At 73.2% G+C, this 17,945-nt stretch carries 14 protein-coding genes; 3 read left to right on the top strand and 11 right to left on the bottom strand.

The window, feature by feature from the left end; translation table 11 throughout:
* Positions 1-29: 29 nt before the first annotated feature.
* On the top strand, positions 30-1,166 hold the full coding sequence (locus tag ACYVK7_RS03775) for a GNAT family N-acetyltransferase (RefSeq protein ID WP_460886350.1): 1,137 nt from the start codon (positions 30-32) through the stop codon (positions 1,164-1,166).
* Here ACYVK7_RS03775 and ACYVK7_RS03770 read toward each other — a convergent pair.
* The gene (locus ACYVK7_RS03770) at positions 1,105-3,588 is read right to left on the bottom strand and encodes a glycoside hydrolase family 3 C-terminal domain-containing protein (RefSeq protein ID WP_460886349.1); all 2,484 of its coding nucleotides are present in this window, start codon (positions 3,586-3,588) and stop codon (positions 1,105-1,107) included. The genes ACYVK7_RS03775 and ACYVK7_RS03770 overlap by 62 nt on opposite strands.
* A 70-nt stretch (positions 3,589-3,658) precedes the next feature.
* Between ACYVK7_RS03770 and ACYVK7_RS03765 the strand changes: the two genes are divergently transcribed.
* On the top strand, positions 3,659-4,783 hold the full coding sequence (locus tag ACYVK7_RS03765; RefSeq protein ID WP_460886348.1) for a GNAT family N-acetyltransferase: 1,125 nt from the start codon (positions 3,659-3,661) through the stop codon (positions 4,781-4,783).
* Positions 4,784-4,795: 12 nt separating this feature from the next.
* Here the strand turns inward: ACYVK7_RS03765 and ACYVK7_RS03760 are convergent, their stop codons facing one another.
* The 7 genes from ACYVK7_RS03760 to ACYVK7_RS03730 all read right to left on the bottom strand — a co-directional run bounded on the left by ACYVK7_RS03760 (position 4,796) and on the right by ACYVK7_RS03730 (position 13,012).
* A complete protein-coding gene (locus ACYVK7_RS03760) occupies positions 4,796-6,289 on the bottom strand; it encodes a M81 family metallopeptidase (RefSeq protein WP_460886347.1) in 1,494 nt (497 codons plus the stop codon).
* Between the two features lie 120 nt (positions 6,290-6,409).
* Entirely contained in the window at positions 6,410-6,853 is a 444-nt protein-coding gene (locus ACYVK7_RS03755) for a hypothetical protein (RefSeq protein WP_460886346.1), read from the bottom strand.
* Positions 6,854-6,990: 137 nt separating this feature from the next.
* Entirely contained in the window at positions 6,991-7,656 is a 666-nt protein-coding gene (locus tag ACYVK7_RS03750; protein WP_460886345.1) for a response regulator transcription factor, read from the bottom strand.
* Positions 7,653-9,200 carry a sensor histidine kinase gene (locus ACYVK7_RS03745; RefSeq protein WP_460886344.1) on the bottom strand — a complete coding sequence of 516 codons (1,548 nt, stop codon included), beginning with the start codon at positions 9,198-9,200 and terminating at the stop codon, positions 7,653-7,655. Before ACYVK7_RS03745 ends, ACYVK7_RS03750 begins: the two co-directional genes overlap by 4 nt.
* Complete coding sequence (locus ACYVK7_RS03740; RefSeq protein WP_460886343.1) at positions 9,197-10,450, bottom strand: phosphotransferase; 1,254 nt, start codon at positions 10,448-10,450, stop codon at positions 9,197-9,199. Before ACYVK7_RS03740 ends, ACYVK7_RS03745 begins: the two co-directional genes overlap by 4 nt.
* An 85-nt stretch (positions 10,451-10,535) precedes the next feature.
* Entirely contained in the window at positions 10,536-12,251 is a 1,716-nt protein-coding gene (gene pgi / locus ACYVK7_RS03735) for a glucose-6-phosphate isomerase (protein ID WP_460886342.1), read from the bottom strand.
* Entirely contained in the window at positions 12,248-13,012 is a 765-nt protein-coding gene (locus tag ACYVK7_RS03730) for a copper homeostasis protein CutC (RefSeq protein ID WP_460886341.1), read from the bottom strand. The genes pgi and ACYVK7_RS03730 overlap by 4 nt, the downstream gene beginning before the upstream one ends.
* A 75-nt stretch (positions 13,013-13,087) precedes the next feature.
* Here ACYVK7_RS03730 and ACYVK7_RS03725 point away from each other — a divergent pair, with 75 nt between their 5' ends.
* Positions 13,088-14,260 carry a PrsW family intramembrane metalloprotease gene (locus ACYVK7_RS03725; protein ID WP_460886340.1) on the top strand — a complete coding sequence of 391 codons (1,173 nt, stop codon included), beginning with the start codon at positions 13,088-13,090 and terminating at the stop codon, positions 14,258-14,260.
* Positions 14,261-14,329: 69 nt separating this feature from the next.
* On the opposite strand, the gene ACYVK7_RS03720 is transcribed toward ACYVK7_RS03725, so the two are convergent.
* The 3 genes from ACYVK7_RS03720 to ACYVK7_RS03710 form a co-directional block, all read right to left on the bottom strand.
* The gene (locus ACYVK7_RS03720; protein WP_460886339.1) at positions 14,330-15,430 is read right to left on the bottom strand and encodes a M20 family metallopeptidase; all 1,101 of its coding nucleotides are present in this window, start codon (positions 15,428-15,430) and stop codon (positions 14,330-14,332) included.
* 78 nt (positions 15,431-15,508) lie between these two features.
* A complete protein-coding gene (locus ACYVK7_RS03715) occupies positions 15,509-17,341 on the bottom strand; it encodes a CocE/NonD family hydrolase (RefSeq protein ID WP_460886338.1) in 1,833 nt (610 codons plus the stop codon).
* Between the two features lie 84 nt (positions 17,342-17,425).
* Positions 17,426-17,848, bottom strand: a complete 423-nt coding sequence (locus tag ACYVK7_RS03710) for a DUF6069 family protein (RefSeq protein ID WP_460886337.1) — start codon at positions 17,846-17,848, stop codon at positions 17,426-17,428.
* Between the last annotated feature and the right edge of the window lie 97 nt (positions 17,849-17,945).

Here is a 17,945-nt window from a genome sequence, read left to right as displayed (position 1 = left end):
GCGACGGCAGACCGGGGCACCCTGGTGACATGACCTCCCCCACCGGGCCCACGCCGGTACCCGCGACGTGGCGCGTTCTCGAGGTGGCGGCGGCACCGTCCGCCGACCACCCTGACGCATGGGCATACCACGGGATGGCTGCCGTCGACCGGGCGGTGGAGACCGCGAATCTCGGCTACGACGACCTCGCCCGCCCGGCGCGGCAGATGGTCAGCGGGATGCTGCACCAGGAGTACTCCCGCAAGCAGCGGTTCGTCGCGATCCTGGACCGCCCCGACGGCGGAGCGCCGACCGCTGCCGACGTCGTCGGCTTCTCGTTCCTCGCGATGGCGCTCAAGGACAACACGCACACCGCCGACATCTACGTGGGTGTCCATCCGGACCACCGCCGGCAGGGCATCGGCACGGCCCTCGCGGCGCGGGCCGAAGAGGCTGCCGCCGACTTCGGGCGGACCACGTTCTTCAGCTGGTCGCTGGCACCGCGGGAGGCCGCCGACGACGAGGACGCGCTGGTGCCTGCCACCGGCGCCGGACGGCTGCCCGCCGACACCGCCGGAGTCCGGTTCGCGCTCGACCGCGGGTACACCGTCGAGCAGGTGGAGCGGATGTCGCGGCTCGACCTGCCGGTGGACCCCGACAAGCTGACGGCCCTCGAGTCCGCGGCGCGGGCCAAGGCCGGAGCCGACTACCGGACGCACACCTGGGAAGGCATTCCCGAGGAGTGGCACGAGGGATACGCCCAGCTCATGACGCGGATGTCGACGGACGTGCCGCAGGGCGAGCTCGACTTCGGCGAGGAGACGTGGGACGCCGAGCGGGTGCGGGTCTACCTCCGGGACAGGGCCGACAGCGGCCAGCGCCTGCTGACCACCCTCGTGGAGCACATCCCGTCGGGCGAGATCGCAGCCGGCACGTCGTTCCTGCTGCAGGACGGCAAGCCGGCGTTCGTGTTCCAGGAGGAGACGATCGCGGTGAAGTCCCACCGCGGGCACCGGCTCGGCATGCTGGTCAAGGCGGTCAACCTGCGCGAGCTCGCCGCCCGCTACCCCCAGACGGAGCGGGTGCACACCTTCAACGCGGAGGAGAACGCGCACATGCTGGGCATCAACGTGGCGCTGGGCTTCCGCCCCTCGGGCGCGGAGGCGGCGCTGCAGAAGAAGCTCTGACCGCTTTGCGGAGGCGGCCGGCCAGGCCGAGCACCTTGCCCGCGGCCCGGGTGATGGGGCCACCGGTGCCGTTCGCGACGTGCAGCAGCTGCCGTATCTGCTGGTGGGTCACGCCCGAGCCCGGCTGGTAGGCAAGGCGACTCAGGGGCATCGCCCTGGTCATGACCATGACGTCGTCCGACAGGCCTGCTCCCTGCAGCATGCCCGTGACCGTCGGTCCGATGACGGGGTGCGCCATCGCCTCGCCCAGCGAGGAGTCGACGGTGAGCGGCACGACGACCACGTCCGGCGACACCTCCACGTCGGCGGAAACCCGGAGGTCCCGGCTGGAAGCGCCGACCTCGACCCGGTAGGTGCCGCCCTCGACCCGCCACCGGTCGACGCGGACGTCCCAGTACGCGAGGTCGTCACGGGGTACTGCCAGCTCGACCTCGCGGGACTCGCCCGGCACGAGGTCGACCACGGCGAACGCCGCGAGCGTGCGCGGGGCCCGCGGGACCGGGGAGCCAGGCACGGACACGTAGCACTGCACGACCTCGCGGCCGGCAACCTCGCCGGTGTTGGTGACGGTCAGGCGGACGGTGAGGCCGCCGCCGGCCGATCCCTTGCCGCCGGCCGAACCCTTCCCACCGTCAGCGCCCGTCGAGACCCGCAGCCCCGAGTAGGCGAACGTCGTGTACGAGAGGCCGTGGCCGAACGGGTACTGCACGGGCAGGTCGCGCGCGTCGTACCAGCGATAGCCCACGTAGATGCCCTCGCCGTAGGTGACGTGCAGGCCGGTACCGGGAAAGCTCGTCCAGGCCGGGGTGTCCTCGATGCGCAGCGGGATCGTCTCGGCCAGGCGCCCGGAGGGGCTGACGCGCCCGAACAGCACGTCGGCCAGCGCTGCGCCACCGGCCTGGCCCAGCAGCCAGCCCTCCACGATCGCGGGCACCTGGTCCGCGAAACCCGAGAGGCGGACCACCGAACCGTTGGACAGCACGACGACCACGCGCTGGTTGACCGCCAGCACCCGGCGCAGCACGTCGAGCTGGGCGCCCGGGAGCTCGATGTCCGTGCGGTCGCGACCCTCCGCCTCCGCCGACTGCGGGAGCCCCGCGAAGAAGAGCACCACGTCCGCGTCGCGGGCCGCGGCCACCGCTTCGGCGGCCAGGGTCTCCGGGGCACCGCCAGAGCGTCTCCCGAGCCTGCCGACCGGGCCGGCCGAGCGCTTCCGGCCGGTCGGCGCCAGCTCGTAGCCCGGCGCGAAGACGACGTCGGTGGCGGAGTCCTCGATGGCGGAGAGGGCGTCGTCCAGCCGGGTCGGGACGATCTGGGACGAGCCGGAGCCCTGGTAGCGCGGCGTGCGGGCGAGCTCACCGATCACGGCGAGGCGGGTCTGCGGCGCCAGCGGCAGCAGCCGGTCGTCGTTCTTGAGCAGCACCACCGCACGGCTCGCCGCCTCCCGCGCCAGCGCGTGGTGCGCGGCGTCATGCCAGGCCTCGGGGTCGTGGCCGCGTTCGGCGAGCGGCGCCACCCCGTCCCGCGCGGTCCGCGCAGCCTGCGCCCGGAGCGCCAGGGTGACGACCCGGGTGGCCGACCGGTCGACGTCGGCGAGGTCGAGGGCGCCCGATCGCACGGCCGCGACGATCTCCTTCACGCGCCCCTCGCCGGCGGCGGGCATCTCCAGGTCCAGGCCAGCGCGGATGCCGGCGACCCGGTCGTGGACGGCGCCCCAGTCGGACAGGACGAGCCCCTCGAACCCCCACTCGCCCCGCAGGATGTCGGTGGTGATGCGGCGGTCCTCACCCGTGTGGGTGCCGTTGATGCGGTTGTACGACGACATGAGCGTCGCGGGGCGTGCCCTGGTGACCACGCGCTGGAAGGCGCGCAGGTAGATCTCGCGGAGCGTGCGCTCGTCGACGTCGGCGGAGACGCGCATGCGCTCCGTCTCCTGGTTGTTGGCCGCGAAGTGCTTGAGGCTCGCCGCCACACCGTTGCCCTGGATGCCGTCGACGAGCGCCGCGCCGATCTCGCCGGCGAGCAGCGGGTCCTCGGCCACGTACTCGAAGTTGCGCCCGCACAGGGGGCTGCGCTTGATGTTGATGCCCGGGCCGAGCACGACGTCGACGTCGCGCCGCTGCGCCTCGGCGGCCACCGCCTCGCCCACGCGCCGGACGAGGTCCACGTCGAACGTGCTGCCCAGCGCGACGGCCGGCGGAAAGCACGTGGCGGGGACGGCGCCCTCGATGTCCCCGACGTCGGGGGCGAGCCTGCGCACGCCGTGCGGGCCGTCCGCGAGGTACGCCGACGGAACTCCCGGCGCCTCGGCCGTGGTCCAGAAGGAGGCGCCGGACAGGAGCCGCGCCTTCTGGTCGAGGGTGAGCCTCCGGACGATCGCCGCGGGTGCCGGTGCGGTGCCGCCGCGCGGCTTCCTCGTCATGCGGTCACGCTACCGGCGGCGCCGCGAAAAAGCCGTGCGCGCCGGCCGACCGGGAGAGCACGCTGGGGCCATGACCTCACCCTCCGCAGCGCCCGCCCCGACGACGTCGGCGTGGCGGCTCATGGACGTGCCACGCATCTCCTCCCTCGACGACCCCGAGGCGTGGATGTACCACGGCATGGCGAAGCTGCACGCGGCCGCTGAGCTCGCCGACCTCGGCAACGCGGACTCCGCCCCGACCGCGATCGCCATCATGGTCGCGCTGAACAACCAGGACTACGTACGCAGGCTGCGCCGGCTCGCCGTCGTGGACACGCCCGAGGGTCCGCAAGTGGTGGGCAACGCCGTGCTGAACCTTCAGGTGCGCTCGAACCGGGAGCTGGCGATCGGCCTGATCGTCGTGCACCCGGAGCACCGCAGGCAGGGCATCGGCACGGCGCTGGCGGAGTGGCTCCGCGCCACGGCCCGTGCGGAGGGCCGTACGTCGGTCGTCGCACCGGTCGACTTCGGCGCCGAGCAGCCCGACGGTGAGGTGCTGGTCCCGGGGTCGGGCAACGGGCACGTCGCGGCCGGCCTGCCGGGGGTCCTCCTGGCGCGGAAGCAGGGACTGGACCTGCAGATCGTGGAGCGCCGCTCGCGGGTCGACCTGCCGGTCGTGCCGGAGACGGTGGAGCGGTTCGAGGCCGAGTCCCGTGCCGCCGCCGGCGACGCGTACCGGATCCACACGTGGTCCGCGCCGACGCCGGAGGCGTGGATCGAGCAGTACGCCGCGCTGGAGCAGGCCCTCTCCGACGACGAGCCTCGCGGCGGGCTCGACATGGAGTCCGAGGTCTGGGACGCCGAGCGGATCCGTGGCGAGGAAGCCGCGATCGCCGCGAAGGGCGACCAGTACGTGGTGACGGCCGCCGAGCACGTGGCCACCGGCCGGCTCGTCGCGATGACGATGCTGCTGTGGAACGCCCAGAAGCCGGACCACACGGACCAGCAGGCGACCGTGGTGCTCAAGGCGCACCGCGGGCACCGGCTCGGCATGCTGGTCAAGGCGGTGAACCTGCGGGAGCACGCACGGCTGCGGCCCGGGTCCCGGCGCATCTACACCTGGAACAACGAGGAGAACCCGCACATGCTCGCGATCAACGTCGCGCTCGGGTTCGTCCCCGCCGGTGGCTGCGCGACGTTCCAGGGCCCGCTGTGACGGACTGACCCGTCAGAGAAGGGTCGGGGTCAGGTCCGGGCCCTCGCCGAACGACTCGTCGCCGTCGAACGGGTGGACCGGTCCGCCCAGAGCGGTGTGCCGCAGCCGGAGCAGGTCCTGGTCCACCCCGCCCGGGGTGAGCATGAGCATCCAGTCCTCCGCCATGTCGTACAGCTCGGTCTCGAGGGTGCCGATCTTCACGACCACGACGTCGGTGCCGCGCGGGTCCAGGCCGATCGCGGTGAAGTCGGACTCCAGGTGGTACGGCCGGCGGCGCTCGGTCAGGACGACCTTCAGCCCGCCGGCCGCCACGACGCACACAGTCCCCGCCACGGGGTCGTCGACGCGTACGTGCTCGACCACGCCGCGGAGCGTCACGGGACCACGCGGGCCGTCGTCGACCCGAGCGCCCGCCTCGACCTCGACGACCGCGCCCACCCCCGCGTCCGCCACCGCGCGGGCGGCTGCCTGGTCGGGCAGCGACGCGTAGATGGCGCTCCGGCCGCCGGCCTCTGCCGGTACGGCGAAGACCGGCTCCGCCAGGAGCCGGGCGAGCGTCCAGGTGACGTCGCCGGCGCCGCCTGCCATGGGGTTGTCGCCGGAGTCCGAGAGCACGAAGGGCCGCGCGTCGCTCGCCAGCACGGCCTTCAGGCACTCCTCGTAGGTACCCGCCGGGGTCACGAAGTCGAACTCGGCACGGGCTTCCCAGTACCGGCGGGCCAGGCGCTCCGCCTCCCGGGAGATGAGCTCGTCGTCGTCGCCCGTCACCACGACGGCTGCCCGGCAGCGTGGCTCGTCCGCCCAGGCGTAACCGACCCACACCGAGGCGTCCAGCACGCCCGCCAGCGCGCCGACTCGCGCCACGTCCTCGTAGATGCCCCGGGCGGGCTCGTGCCGGGTGCTCGTCTTCTCCCCCGGCAGCAGCACCGGGACCGGTACCCACGCCTTGCGGGGCCGGCCCGCCCCGTCGATCCGGTGGAGCAGGTTCGTGGCCGCGCGCTCGCGTGCCTCGTCGTCGTCCTCGTGCGGGGTCATCCGGTGACAGGTGATGAGGTCGACCGCCGCGGCCAGGTCCCGCGACACGTTGCCGTGGAGGTCCGTGGAGGCGGAGACCAGGCAGCCCGGCCCGACGGCGGCGCGCACAGCGCGCACGAGGTCCGCCTCCGCGTCGGTGTACCCGAGCACCGCCATGGCGCCGTGGACGTCGAGCAGGACGCCGTCGAACGGGCCCTGCGCCTCGAGGGCCAGGCCGATCTCGGTGCGGATCGCCTCGTACACGTCGGTCGGGACGGCCCCACCCGGCAGGGCGGCCGCCCGCAGGACGCCCACCCACTCGGCCTCCCTGCGCAGGGGGGCGCCGTCCCGGAGGAACGGGTACCGCCGGACCAGCTCGTTGCCGCGCAGAAGGGTGAACGCCTCCCAGCCCGAGCGGTGCGGGGAGAACGTGCTGGACTCGATGGCCATGCCGCAGATCGCGATCCGCGGCCGATGGTGGGTACGGGTCACGCGCGCAGTGTAAGCGGGACGAGTGACAAGTTTGTGCGCATTTCACGGCAAAAGGGCCAGGTGGTCGGCCGCCGCCGACCACCTGGCCCCGTGCTCGCGCGGCGAGAACCCCCGCAGCGGTCAGTCGTCGTCCCCGTCGTCGTCCTGGTCGTCGTCCCGGTCGTTCGGGGTGTCGTCGTCCTGGTCGTCCACGTAGTTCGAGTCGTCCGGCGAGTCAGCGGACTGGGCCGAGCCCGGGGTGTCCTGCGCCGACTCGTTCGGCGAGTCCGCGGACTCCGGCGAGGGGTCGTAGTTGGCGTCACCCGGGGAGTCGGCCGACTGGGCCGAGCCGGGGGTGTCGCGCGCAGACTCGTTCGGGGAGTCCGCCGACTCCGGCGAAGGGTCGGCGGTCGCGGCGCCCGCGCCCCCGTCCGACGGCGCCGAGGAGTCCAGCGCCACCGCGGCGGACGACTCCGCCCGTGGGGCCGGGTCGTTGAGCGCAGCGGCCGTGGTCGCACCGGCGACGCCGATCACCGCGGCTGCCCCGACGATGGCCCAGCGCTTCTTCATGGTCGAGGGGTTCATCTCAGTGACCTCCGGTCTCGCGGCACCCCGTCCGGGTGCCTCCTGCAGACCAGCATGCGTCGCCAGGATGAGGCGACGAGGAGAGCCGGATGAGACGCCTCTCATGTGCCTCCAGGACGCCGTGCCCGGCCCCGCCGTCAGCCCCTGAACCGGTAGCCCGCCCCGCGCACCGTCTCGATCCTGTCCGCACCGAGCTTCTTGCGCAGGTAGCGCACGTACACGTCCACCACGTTGGAGCCGGGGTCGAAGTCGTAGCCCCAGACCCGTGACAGCAGCTGTTCCCGCGACATGACCTGACCGGGGTGCTGGAGGAACACCTCCGCGAGCGCGAACTCCCGCGCCGACAGCTCCACCTCGCGCCCGGCCACCGTCGCGGTGCGCGTGCGCAGGTCCAGCCCGACGTCGCCGTGCTCCAGCCGGTCCGACGGCGCAGCCTCCCCCGTGGCACGCCGCAGCCGCAGCTTGATCCGGGCGAGCAGCTCGTCGAAGCCGAACGGCTTGGACATGTAGTCGTCGGCGCCGCCCTCCAGGCCCGCCACCCGGTCGGACAGCGAGTCACGCGCGGTCAGGATCACCACCGGCAGCGTGGAGCCCACGTCACGCAGGCGCTGCAGCACCGTGAACCCGTCGAGGACGGGCAGCCCGATGTCCAGGACCATCAGGTCGTAGCCGCCGGACATCGCGTGGGCGAGCGCGGTGGCGCCGTCCGACACCACGGTGGGCTGGAACCCGTGCGCCTTGAGCCCCTTGCGCACGAACTGCGCGATGCGCTCCTCGTCCTCCGCGATCAGGATCTGGTTCAACGTGTCTCCTCCGTCGCCGCGCTCCGCGCCGTGGGCTGCGTGCCGGACGGCACCGCTCCGCCCTCACCCCGCGAAGTGTCCTCGCTGCGATGCGGTGCTTCGCGGGGGCCCCGTGCGACTTCGCCGTCGGCCGGCCAGGTCATCACGAAACGGGCCCCGCCGCCGTCCGACCGCTCGACCACCACGTCCCCGCCGTGGCCCTGCGCGATGGCTCGCACGATCGCGAGACCCAGGCCCGACCCCGACACCCCGCCCGTGGTGCTGCCCCGCGCGAACCGGTCGAAGATGCGCTCCGCCTCCTCCGACGGCACGCCGGGACCGGTGTCACGCACCCAGAGCCGCACCTGGCGTCCGGACGCCCCCTCGACCACCTGCGTGCCGATGCCGACCTCGTCGTCGCTCCCCGTGAACTTCACCGCGTTGTCGCCGAGCTGCAGCACCGCCTGGGTGAGCCGGTGGCCGTCGGCGACCACCTCGGCGTCGGCCCGCGCGTCCACGACCCAGCGCCGCGCGCCGAGCGCGCGGGCCTTGTCGTGCATGTCGTCGGTGAGCCGGCCCAGGTCCATCGGCACGGGTGAGACGAAGTCCGCCCGCTCGGCCTTGGCGAGCAGGACCAGCTCCTCGACGATCTGCCCCATGCGGGACGTCTCGTCGAGCAGGAGGTCCCTGGTCTCGCGCACGTCCTCCGGGTCGTCCGGGTCGAGCACCTCCAGGTGGCCCCGCAGGACGGTCAGCGGCGTGCGGAGCTCGTGCCCCGCGTCGTCGAGGAACTGGCGCTGCGTCTCGATCGCCGTCGACAAGCGGTCGAGCATGGTGTTGAACGCGCCGGCGAGCTCGCCGAGGTCGTCGTCGGTCGCCACGGGGACGCGCTGGGACAGGTCCGTCTCGGTCACCCGGGTGGCGGTCGAGCTCAGCTGCCGCAGCGGCCGCAACAGACGGCTCACGACGAGCCACGCGAACACCCCGAGCAGCACCAGCGCGACGCTGCAGACGATCGCGTAGGTGCGCATGACGTCGGCCTCCGCACGGAGCGCCCGGTCCAGGGCGGACGCCATCACGTACGCGCCCACCTCGTCCCGGTCGGGCACCGTCACCGGTACGACGACGAACCACACCCGCCCGATCTCCGTGTCGATCTCGCGCTGGACGGTCCGTTCCGACGTCGGCGTGAGGCTCTCGACGGCGTCCTGGACCGCCTCGCTCTCCTCGACGAACCGGCCCATCGCGGGCGGGTTCGACTGCTGGTGCCTGCCGTCCAGGTAGCTCACGAACATCTCGTTGGTGCCGGGGACGTTCCGCTCCATGGCGACGCTCATCAGCCGTCCGGCGCCGTGGAACTCGCCGCCCGTCTCCGGGTCCACGCCGTTCTCCGCGAGCTGCTGCAGCTCGCGGATCTCCTGGTCGAAGTCCTCGGAGATGTCGTCCATGATCTGCTGCGACTGGATCGCATGCGTGAGCAGGCCGGTCGCGAGCAGCCCGATGGCGGTCACCGCCACGACCACCGTCACCACCTTGGCCCGGACGGACGGCCGGCGCAGGCTCATGCTCGCCCCGTACCGGACGCCGCGAGCCTCGACCCGTCGAGCCACTGGGCCACGACGTCCAGCCGACGCGAGGTAGCGGCCTGCCAGCCGCGCTCCTGCACCCGGTGCGGGCCGGTGGCCAGCGAGAGCAGCACCCCGGCGACACGTGCGGACAGGTCGCTCCGGTCCGCACCGCGACCGCCGGGCGCGGCGACGAACCCCTCCGCGTAGCCCACGGCGAGCCGGCGCATCCTGGCGGCGTACGTGGCCTGCGCGGCGTCGGGCGAGTGCACGAGCGACAGCACGTCCAGGTGCGCGACGAGGCACGCGAGGTCGTCGGCACGGTGGCCGGGACCAGCGGAGTCGACGTCGAGCAGCCCGGTGATGCGGCCGTCGGTGAGCATGATCTGCGCCTCGTACAGGTCGCCGTGCGTGGGGTCCGCCCCCGTACCGCGCTCCGCGAGGCGCGAACGGACGGCACCGGCCAGGTCCGCGGCCCGCCCCGCCTCTGCGGGCAGCGCCGCCCCGATGACGCCGGCGTAGTGCTCGGCCGATTCGCTCCACGCGGGCCGCCTGGGCAGGTCACGCACCTCCGACGGCAACCGGTCGAGCAGGTCGAGCACCTCGCGCGGCGACGGGATGGAGCCCCCGTCCCGCACGGCGGAGCGCATCTCCGTACCGTGCAGCGGGGACAGCACGAGCAGGCCGTCGTCGGACCAGCCGAGCGGGCGCGGGACGGGCAGCCCCGCCCGCGACAGCAGCGTGTGCCGCTGGTGCAGGTCGGCGACCTTCCGGGGACGCAGCACCTTGAGGAACACGCGGGCGCCCCTGGCCCGCGCCTCGATGACCGCGCGCCGGGTCGGCCGGTACGCGCGCACCTTGAGATCCGGGTGCGCGCGCTCCGCCGGGCCCACCCCGAGGCCCGCCAGGAGCTCCTCCACGGCGGTGGGGTTGAACGCGCGGGGCAGGGCGGGCAGCGCCGGGTCGCCGGGGAACCGCCACACGGCGACCGTCGCGTCGCCGTCGGACAGGGTGACCACGCCCGGCTTGCGGCCGTCCCTCGCGCGGCCCACGCTGGCGCCGAGCGTCTCGGACCGCTCCACGCCGTCCCAGCGCACCGTCGCGCGGTACGCGACGGTGGTGGTGGAGCCGGGCCGATGGTCCACCTGACGCACCCGCCAGTCCACGAGCTCGCCGCCGGCCGTCGCCACGGCGGCGTCGAGAAGACCCGCGGCGGCGTCACCGGTCAGGAGGTCGAGATGCGTGCTCACCCGGCAATCCTCGCAGCCGCCACCCACCAAAGCCCCCCGACACGGATGAGAATCCTCTAACCCGCCGGCAGACCGCGACCAGGACTCAGGCGCGCAGCTCGCGATACCTCGCGATCAGGGCTGCCGTGGACGGGTCCTGTGCCGCCAGGGCCGCCTCGTCGCCGGCGACCGCCGGGGCGATCTCCAGGGCGAGCTTCTTGCCCAGCTCCACGCCCCACTGGTCGAACGAGTCGATGCCCCACACGATGCCCTGGACGAACGTGATGTGCTCGTACAGCGCGATCAGCTGGCCCAGCACGGACGGGGTCAGCGCGGGAGCGAGGATCGAGGTGGTCGGCCGGTTCCCGCCGAACACCTTCGCCGAGACGAGCTCCTCCGCGACGCCCTCCGCCCGTACCTCGTCCGCCGTCTTGCCGAACGCGAGCGCCTTGGTCTGCGCGAAGAAGTTCGCGAGGAACAGACCGTGCACGTCGGCGCCGGCCTCGACCGCAGCACCGTCACCGACGGCGTCGGCCAGCGGGTAGGCAGGGTTCGCCACCGCGATGAAGTCGGCGGGGATGAGGCGCGTGCCCTGGTGGATGAGCTGGTAGAACGCGTGCTGCCCGTTCGTGCCCGGCTCGCCCCAGAAGATCTCGCCCGTGTCGGACGTGACGGGCGTGCCGTCCCAGCGCACCGACTTGCCGTTGGACTCCATGGTGAGCTGCTGCAGGTACGCGGGGAACCGGTGCAGCTGCTGGGCGTACGGCAGCACGGCGTGCGTGTGCGCGTCGCGGAAGTTCACGTACCAGACGTTGAGGAGCCCCATCAGGGCCGGCACGTTGCGCTCGAGCGGCTCCGTCCGGAAGTGCTCGTCCATCGCGTGGAACCCGGCCAGGAGCTCGGCGAAGGCGTCGGGGCCGATCGCCACGGCCAGCGAGGTACCGATCGCCGAGTCGACGGAGTAGCGGCCGCCCACCCAGTCCCAGAACCCGAACGCGTTCTCCGGGTCGATCCCGAACGCCTCCACCTTGTCCAGGGCGGTGGACACGGCCACGAAGTGCTTCGCGACGGCGTCGGCACGCCCCTCCTCGGAGTCCTCGATGGCGCCGACGGCGACGAGCGAGCGCCACAGCCAGTCGCGCGCGAGGCGTGCGTTGGTGAGGGTCTCGAGCGTGCCGAACGTCTTGGACGCCACGATGAACAGCGTGGTGGTGGGGTCGAGGTCGGCGGTCTTCTGGGCGACGTCGGTGGGGTCGATGTTCGAGACGAACCGGACCTCCAGGCCGTCCTGCACGAACGGCTCCAGGGCCTCGTACGCCATGACGGGGCCCAGGTCGGAGCCGCCGATGCCGATGTTCACGATGGTGCGGACACGCTCACCGGTCACGCCGGTCCACTCGCCGGAACGGACCTGCTCGGCGAAGGCGTACACCTTGGCGAGCTCGTCCTGCACGTCGGCCGTGACGTCCTGGCCGTCGACGGTCAGGGGCTCGTCCGACGGACGGCGCAGCGCGGTGTGCAGCACGGCGCGGTCCTCGGTGACGTTGATGTGCTCGCCCGCGAACATCGCGTCCCGGCGCTCGGTGAGGCCGACCTCGTCGGCCAGGGCGAGGAGCGCGGCCAGCACCTCGTCGGTGACCAGGTTCTTCGACAGGTCCACGTGCAGGTCGGCGGCCTGGTGGCTGAACCGCTGGGCGCGACCGGGGTCCGCGGCGAACCAGCCGCGCAGATTCGGCTGCAGGTTCTTGGAGAGCTCGCTGAGAGAGCCCCAGGCAGTGGTGGTGGTGGCATCGACAGGCAGACGGGCCGGCTCTGAGGTCATGGGACAACCGTAGTGCGGAGCGCCTGCGCCGCAGCCTCGGCGAGTGTCTGATCGGTCACCTCGTACCCGGCGTCGCCACCGCCGCCGGGCCCGCCCGCGTCGGCCACCGAACGCCTCGCCGAGAGGTGCACCGCGTCCACTCCGGCGCCCAGCAGGGCAGGGATGTCGGCGACGGTCACCCCGCCGCCCGCCATGATCTCGATGCCCAGGTCCGCGCTGCGCGCGACCAGGGCGGCCAGCCGGTCGAGCCCCGCGCCCGCGCGGGCCGCGCCGCCGGAGGTGAGCACCCGCGCGACGCCGAGCTCGGCCAGGGTGTCGAGGGCCGCGAGCGGGTCGGCGACCATGTCGATCGCCCGGTGGAACGTCACCTCGGCGTCGTCGGCCGCCGCGATCAGGTCGCCCGTCCGCGCCTCGTCGACCGTGCCGGACGGCGTCAGCGCGCCCAGCACCACACCGTCGGCCCCCGCGTCGACGGCCAGCGTGACCTCCCGGAGCATCAGATCGATCTCGGCGGGCGAGTACACGAACCCGCCCGGCCGGGGCCGCACCAGCACGTGTACCTCGAGGATCGGCGCGGTGTCGGACGACGGCACCACCGCCGCGGCCTCGATCACCGCCTCGATGAGCGCGGCGCTCGGGGTGAGGCCACCCGTGGCGCCGAGCGCGGAGCAGAGCTCGACGCGCCGGGCACCGACGTCGGCAGCGATCACCGCCCCGGCCGGGTCCTGGACAGCGAGCTCGAGCGCGACACGTTGGGGCACGACGCCAGCGTAGCCGTGCGCGGGGGGCAGCACGTCGCCCGGCCCTCGCGGGACCGAGTCGGTAGGGTCCCAGGCATGGCAATCGATCCCAGTGCGATCCTGCAGGGGCGCGCGCCCGGGCGGGCTTCGGTCGGAGTGATCCTCGGGATCGTCTTCGCCTCCGTCTGCCTGCTCGTCATCCTCACGTTCGACGCCGTGACGGGCGGCGCCTCGTTCGTCGTCGGGCTGCTGCTGGCCATCCTCCCGGTCGCCGTCTGGCTGCCGCTGGTGCTCGCGCTGGACCGGCTGGAGCCGGAGCCGCCGAACGCCCTGGTCTTCGCGTTCCTCTGGGGCGCGGGGGTCGCGGCGCTGTTCGCGAGCATCCTGAACACGCTCGGGCTGTCGCTGCTCACCGAGACCGAGCTGACCGGCGAGCAGGAGGGCTGGTACGTCGTCGCGACGTTCGGCGCTCCGGTGGTCGAGGAGCTGCTCAAGGGCGCCGTCCTGTTCAGCATGCTGTGGTGGCGGCGGCAGGAGCTGAACGGGCCCACCGACGGTGTCATCTACGCCGCGATGGTGGGGCTCGGCTTCGCGGCGACGGAGAACATCCAGTACTTCATCGACGCCGTCGAGGTGGACCAGCTCGGGTACGTCTTCGTGCTGCGGGCCATCGTCTCGCCGCTGCTGCACCCCCTGTGCACGGCGATGACGGGTATCGGTGTGGCGGTGGCCGCCCTGTCCGGGCCGGGCCGCACCCGCCGCCGAGCGCCCCTGTACGGGCTGCTCGGCGCGATAGTTCTCCACAGCCTGTGGAACGGCTCGACGAAGTTCGGCCTGCTCGGCCTCGCTGGTGCGTACCTCGTGGGGTTCGCCGTGCTGGTGGTGGTCATCGTGGTCCTCGCGCGGGACCGTCGCCGGATCGTCCAGCTCATCGGGCACTACCTGCCGCTGTACGGGCCGGTCGGCATCGTCACGCCGGACGACCTGCGCATGCTGTCGACGCTGCCCGGCCGCCGGGCGGCCCGGCGGTGGGCCCGGTCGGTGGGCGGCAAGCAGTCCGAGCGCGCCATGACCGACTACCAGCAGGCCGCTACCGAGCTCGCCCTGCTGCATCAGCGGGCCGGCGCGCAGCGCGACCTCGACCCGCACGGCCTCGAGCAGCAGCGGCAGTACCTGGTGTGGGTCATGCAGCAGGCGCGGGCGACGTTCGTGGCGAGGCAGCCCCGCCCGCCGGCCAGCCCGTGGGGCGCGACCAGCTTCGGCCCCTGACGATCGTTGAGTGCTGGATATTCGCCCTGTCGAGGCCGAAAAAGGGGCGAACATCCAGCACTCAACGGGTCAGGTGGTCCTGGTCAGGTCCAGCAGGAGGGCGCGCAGCAGCGCCGTGCGGTCGGCGATCCGGTCGACCAGCACGTGCTCGTCGTCGGCGTGCGCGCCACCACCCACGGCGCCGAGCCCGTCCAGCGTCGGGGTGCCGACCCCCGCGGTGAAGTTGCCGTCGGAGGCCCCACCCACCGCCACCCCGGTGAGTGCCGGCAGCCCGGCCACCGCGGCGATCCGCGACGCGCGCGCGAACAGGTCCGCGGACAGCGCGCGCTCGAGGGGCGGGCGGTTGATCCCGCCCTCGATCTCGACGACGGCGCCGGCCAGCACGGGTGCGAGGGACCGCAGGGCGGCGTCGACCCGCTGCTGCTCGGCGACCGTCCGCGCCCGGACGTCGACGGCGAACGACGCGTCGGCCGGGACGGTGTTGCGCGTGGTGCCCGCCGTGGCGTCCGTCGGCGTCACCGTGGTCCCGATCGCCGGGTCGCCCAGCGCGGCCACCGCGAGCACCTGGTGCGCCAGCTCGACCGAGGCGTTCACGCCCTTCTCGGGCTCCAGCCCCGCGTGCGCCGCCCGGCCCTTGACCAGCACGCGGTAGATGGAGGTGCCCTTGCGCTCCAGCTTGAGCGCTCCGCCGTCGGCGGAGGCCTCCAGCACGAGCGCGGCGTCCGCGCCGCGCGCCTCGTCCTCGATGAGCGCCTGGGACGACGGCGAGCCCAGCTCCTCGTCGCCGGTCACCAGGAGGGTGACGCCGGTCCGGTCGTCGAGGGAGCCGAGCACGTGCAACGCCATGGCGAGCCCGGTCTTCATGTCGAAGCTGCCGGGCCCGCGCAGCACGCCGTCCTCGATCACGAACGGATGGGTGCGGAGCGTGCCGAGCGGCCACACCGTGTCCTGGTGCGCCAGCACCAGGACACGGGTGGGACCGCCGAGCCGCCATCGCAGGTGGATGCCGAGCCGCTCGGGCTCCGCGCCGAGGCGCGCGGCGCCCAGCCGGGCGACGAGGTCGGCCGACCGGGCCAGCGCGTCCGGGTCCGACGACGGTGACTCGCACTCGACCAGCGTCCGCAGGTCCTCGATCAGGGCGTCGATGTCGGGAGTCTTGTGGGGAGCCATGCCCGCACGGTAGCCAACGCCCGCGGGCCGCGGCGGGCTCGACCACCGAGGGGGTCGAGCCCGCCGGGACCCGGACCGTCACGGGTGGAGGACGAACCTGCCCCCGCCCACGCCGGGCAGCGTGGTGGTGTTCGCGGCGAGGTAGCGCTCCAGGTACGGCGCCGGCTCACCCTGGGTGGGAGCGTCCTCGCCCGGGTCCTGCAGGTCCAGCGAGAGCGTGGCGCCGGTCACCGACACCCTGTTGCCGGACGGTTCCGACAGCCAGCCACGGGACAGGATGGTCCCGATCTGGACGGCGAGCTGATGACCCTCCGCGAGGGTCCAGTCCGTCGACTTCAGGTCGAACGACACCTCCCCGCGCCGCTCGATGAGCGCCACGTTCTCGTCGAACATGGTCGCCGTGCCGTCGGGCGCGACGTCCCACAGCCGCACCATCACCTCTCCCCGCGCACTCGCGCGGAACGCCACCGAGGGCGTGCCCGTGATCCGCACGTCCGCGGTCACCGGCCTCGAGGAGGTCAGGTAGAACGATCCGGCGTGCGCCGCGAGCGGCCGGCTCTGCCCGAGGAGCCCGGGCGGCTCCGGCGCGTGCTCCATGTCCCAGCGCTCGACCTGCGCCCCGGCACGGGGCCGGTCCGCCGACGACGACGCCCCGCCGTCGTCCACGTACGCCCCGGTGCCCAGCCGTGCGACGGTGCGGCGGTCGACCTCGGGCCAGGTGTCCTGGGCGCGCCAGGCCCCGGTGTTGTCCTGGATCGCGTACGCCGGGTCCTCGACCGCCGGGGCCTCAGCCTTGAGGAACTCGTCGTAGAACCGCAGCACCTCGTCGAAGAAGCCCTCGCGCCCCATGGCGAGCCGCCCGTCGGCGACGGTGTCGTTGCCGCGGACGTGGTCCCACGGGCCGAGCCAGCCACGCTCCACGCCCGTGTGGTTGTCGAGGAAGACCTGCATGTCCTCGGGCTTGGTGTTGGGCTCGACGAAGCCCTGGGTCACGAAGAGCGGGGTGTTCGTGCCGACGGCATCGTCGGCCAGGTTGCGGGCGTCCCAGTACTCCGACTCGAGGTCGGGCTCGTCGGCGTCCGTCAGGTTGTCGGCCAGGCACTCCGGGTGCTGGTCCTCGTAGCGGGCGTTCGCGGCGTAGCGCTCGTCGTCGCCCGCCATGGGTGCCATGGTGGCGATGGAGTTGTACGCCTGGGGCGTCCCGGTCACGTTGGGCCGGGCGACCTCGTTGCTCCAGAGGTAGTTGTACATGTTCCACAGCGGCTCCTGGGCCACCACCGCCTTGAGCGGCTCCAGGTCCAGGTTGTTGCCGGCCAGCCCGGTGACGGCGTCGTACGACTTGCCGTACATGCCGACGTCGCCCGTCGACCACTCCTGGCTCGCGGACCACTCGATCGCGGCGCCGATGTCGGCCTGCTCGCCCGGTCCCACCCAGTCCAGGCAGCCGGTGCTGCCACCGAACCCGCGGAGGTCGACCATGACGAACGTGTACTCGTTCGCCATGAGGGCGGCGCCGTCGACGAAGTCCCGGAACCGCGCGGAGGGTCCGACAACGTCCCAGCCCTCCGGACCGGTCTGCCCCGCATGCGCGAAGTACGGCCCGATCGACAGGATCACGGGCGTCCGCTCGTCCGGGGCGAGGTGGGCGGGCCGCAGGATGTCGGCGTGCAGCTCGACGCCGCCCGACGACGGGAAGTACGCCTCGGTCCACGCCGCGCCCTCCGGCACACGCTCGTTCTCGTCGTGCGTGACGGGATCGGCGTGCGTGACGGGATCGGCGTGCGTGACGGGATCGGCGTGCGTGACGGGATCGGCGACCGCCGTCGCAGCGGGAGTGCTCGCCGCGATGGCGAGCATGACCGCCGCGGCGACCGCGGGCGCCGTCCTGGTGAGTCTCGTGCGAAGTCTCATCGAGCGTCCTCCCTCGGAGCACCCAGGGCCGGCGTGCCTGGGCTACTGAGAGGTTAGAGAAGATTCACCCGGAATGCGTCGAATCTAGACGGGAATTGACGCGGCCGTAACACGCTGCCCGGTCCTGCGCAGACCCAGCGCGATGACGACCCCCACCACGGCGTGCGCGACAACCAGGGTCACGACCGCTCCGGGCGTGGTGCCCGCGATGGCACCCAGCATGGAGGCGAGCAGCACGACGCCGCACAGCACGAACCACACGAGCTCACCGCCGCCGCGCACCAGACGCGCGATCAGCACTCGCACGCCCCAGCCGGCGAAGCCCGCCGCGAGCGCGGCGACCGCCATCGCCACCACCGAGACGGCCTGTACCTCCGCGCCGAGCCGCGCCTCGAGATTCGCGCCGAGCGCCGCTCCGATCAACCACACCGCCACGGCGGCCACGGCCGCACCGAACGGCACCGCCCAGGCGGGCCACCGGCGGCGGGCTGCTGAGATCTCGGTCATGGGAGTTCCTCCTCCTCGGCACGTCCGTCGTGCCTGGAGCCAGCCTCCCGGGTACCGGCCCCCAGGACATCGGTCTGCGGTACCGCACCGACCGGTC

The organism is Promicromonospora xylanilytica (assembly GCF_054782895.1).
Note: the sequence above shows the minus strand (reverse complement) of the source record. Positions and strands in the feature narration are given on the sequence as shown.

What these genes read in the sequence shown, in the direction of transcription:
- ACYVK7_RS03755 (WP_460886346.1), bottom strand. Translation starts at nt 6,853, where the DNA reads ATGAACCCCTCGACCATGAAGAAGCGCTGGGCCATCGTCGGGGCAGCC.
- ACYVK7_RS03745 (WP_460886344.1), bottom strand. Translation starts at nt 9,200, where the DNA reads ATGAGCCTGCGCCGGCCGTCCGTCCGGGCCAAGGTGGTGACGGTGGTC.
- ACYVK7_RS03770 (WP_460886349.1), bottom strand. Translation starts at nt 3,588, where the DNA reads ATGACGAGGAAGCCGCGCGGCGGCACCGCACCGGCACCCGCGGCGATC.
- pgi (WP_460886342.1), bottom strand. Translation starts at nt 12,251, where the DNA reads ATGACCTCAGAGCCGGCCCGTCTGCCTGTCGATGCCACCACCACCACT.
- ACYVK7_RS03720 (WP_460886339.1), bottom strand. Translation starts at nt 15,430, where the DNA reads ATGGCTCCCCACAAGACTCCCGACATCGACGCCCTGATCGAGGACCTG.
- ACYVK7_RS03775 (WP_460886350.1), top strand. Translation starts at nt 30, where the DNA reads ATGACCTCCCCCACCGGGCCCACGCCGGTACCCGCGACGTGGCGCGTT.
- ACYVK7_RS03715 (WP_460886338.1), bottom strand. Translation starts at nt 17,341, where the DNA reads ATGAGACTTCGCACGAGACTCACCAGGACGGCGCCCGCGGTCGCCGCG.
- ACYVK7_RS03765 (WP_460886348.1), top strand. Translation starts at nt 3,659, where the DNA reads ATGACCTCACCCTCCGCAGCGCCCGCCCCGACGACGTCGGCGTGGCGG.
- ACYVK7_RS03725 (WP_460886340.1), top strand. Translation starts at nt 13,088, where the DNA reads ATGGCAATCGATCCCAGTGCGATCCTGCAGGGGCGCGCGCCCGGGCGG.
- ACYVK7_RS03710 (WP_460886337.1), bottom strand. Translation starts at nt 17,848, where the DNA reads ATGACCGAGATCTCAGCAGCCCGCCGCCGGTGGCCCGCCTGGGCGGTG.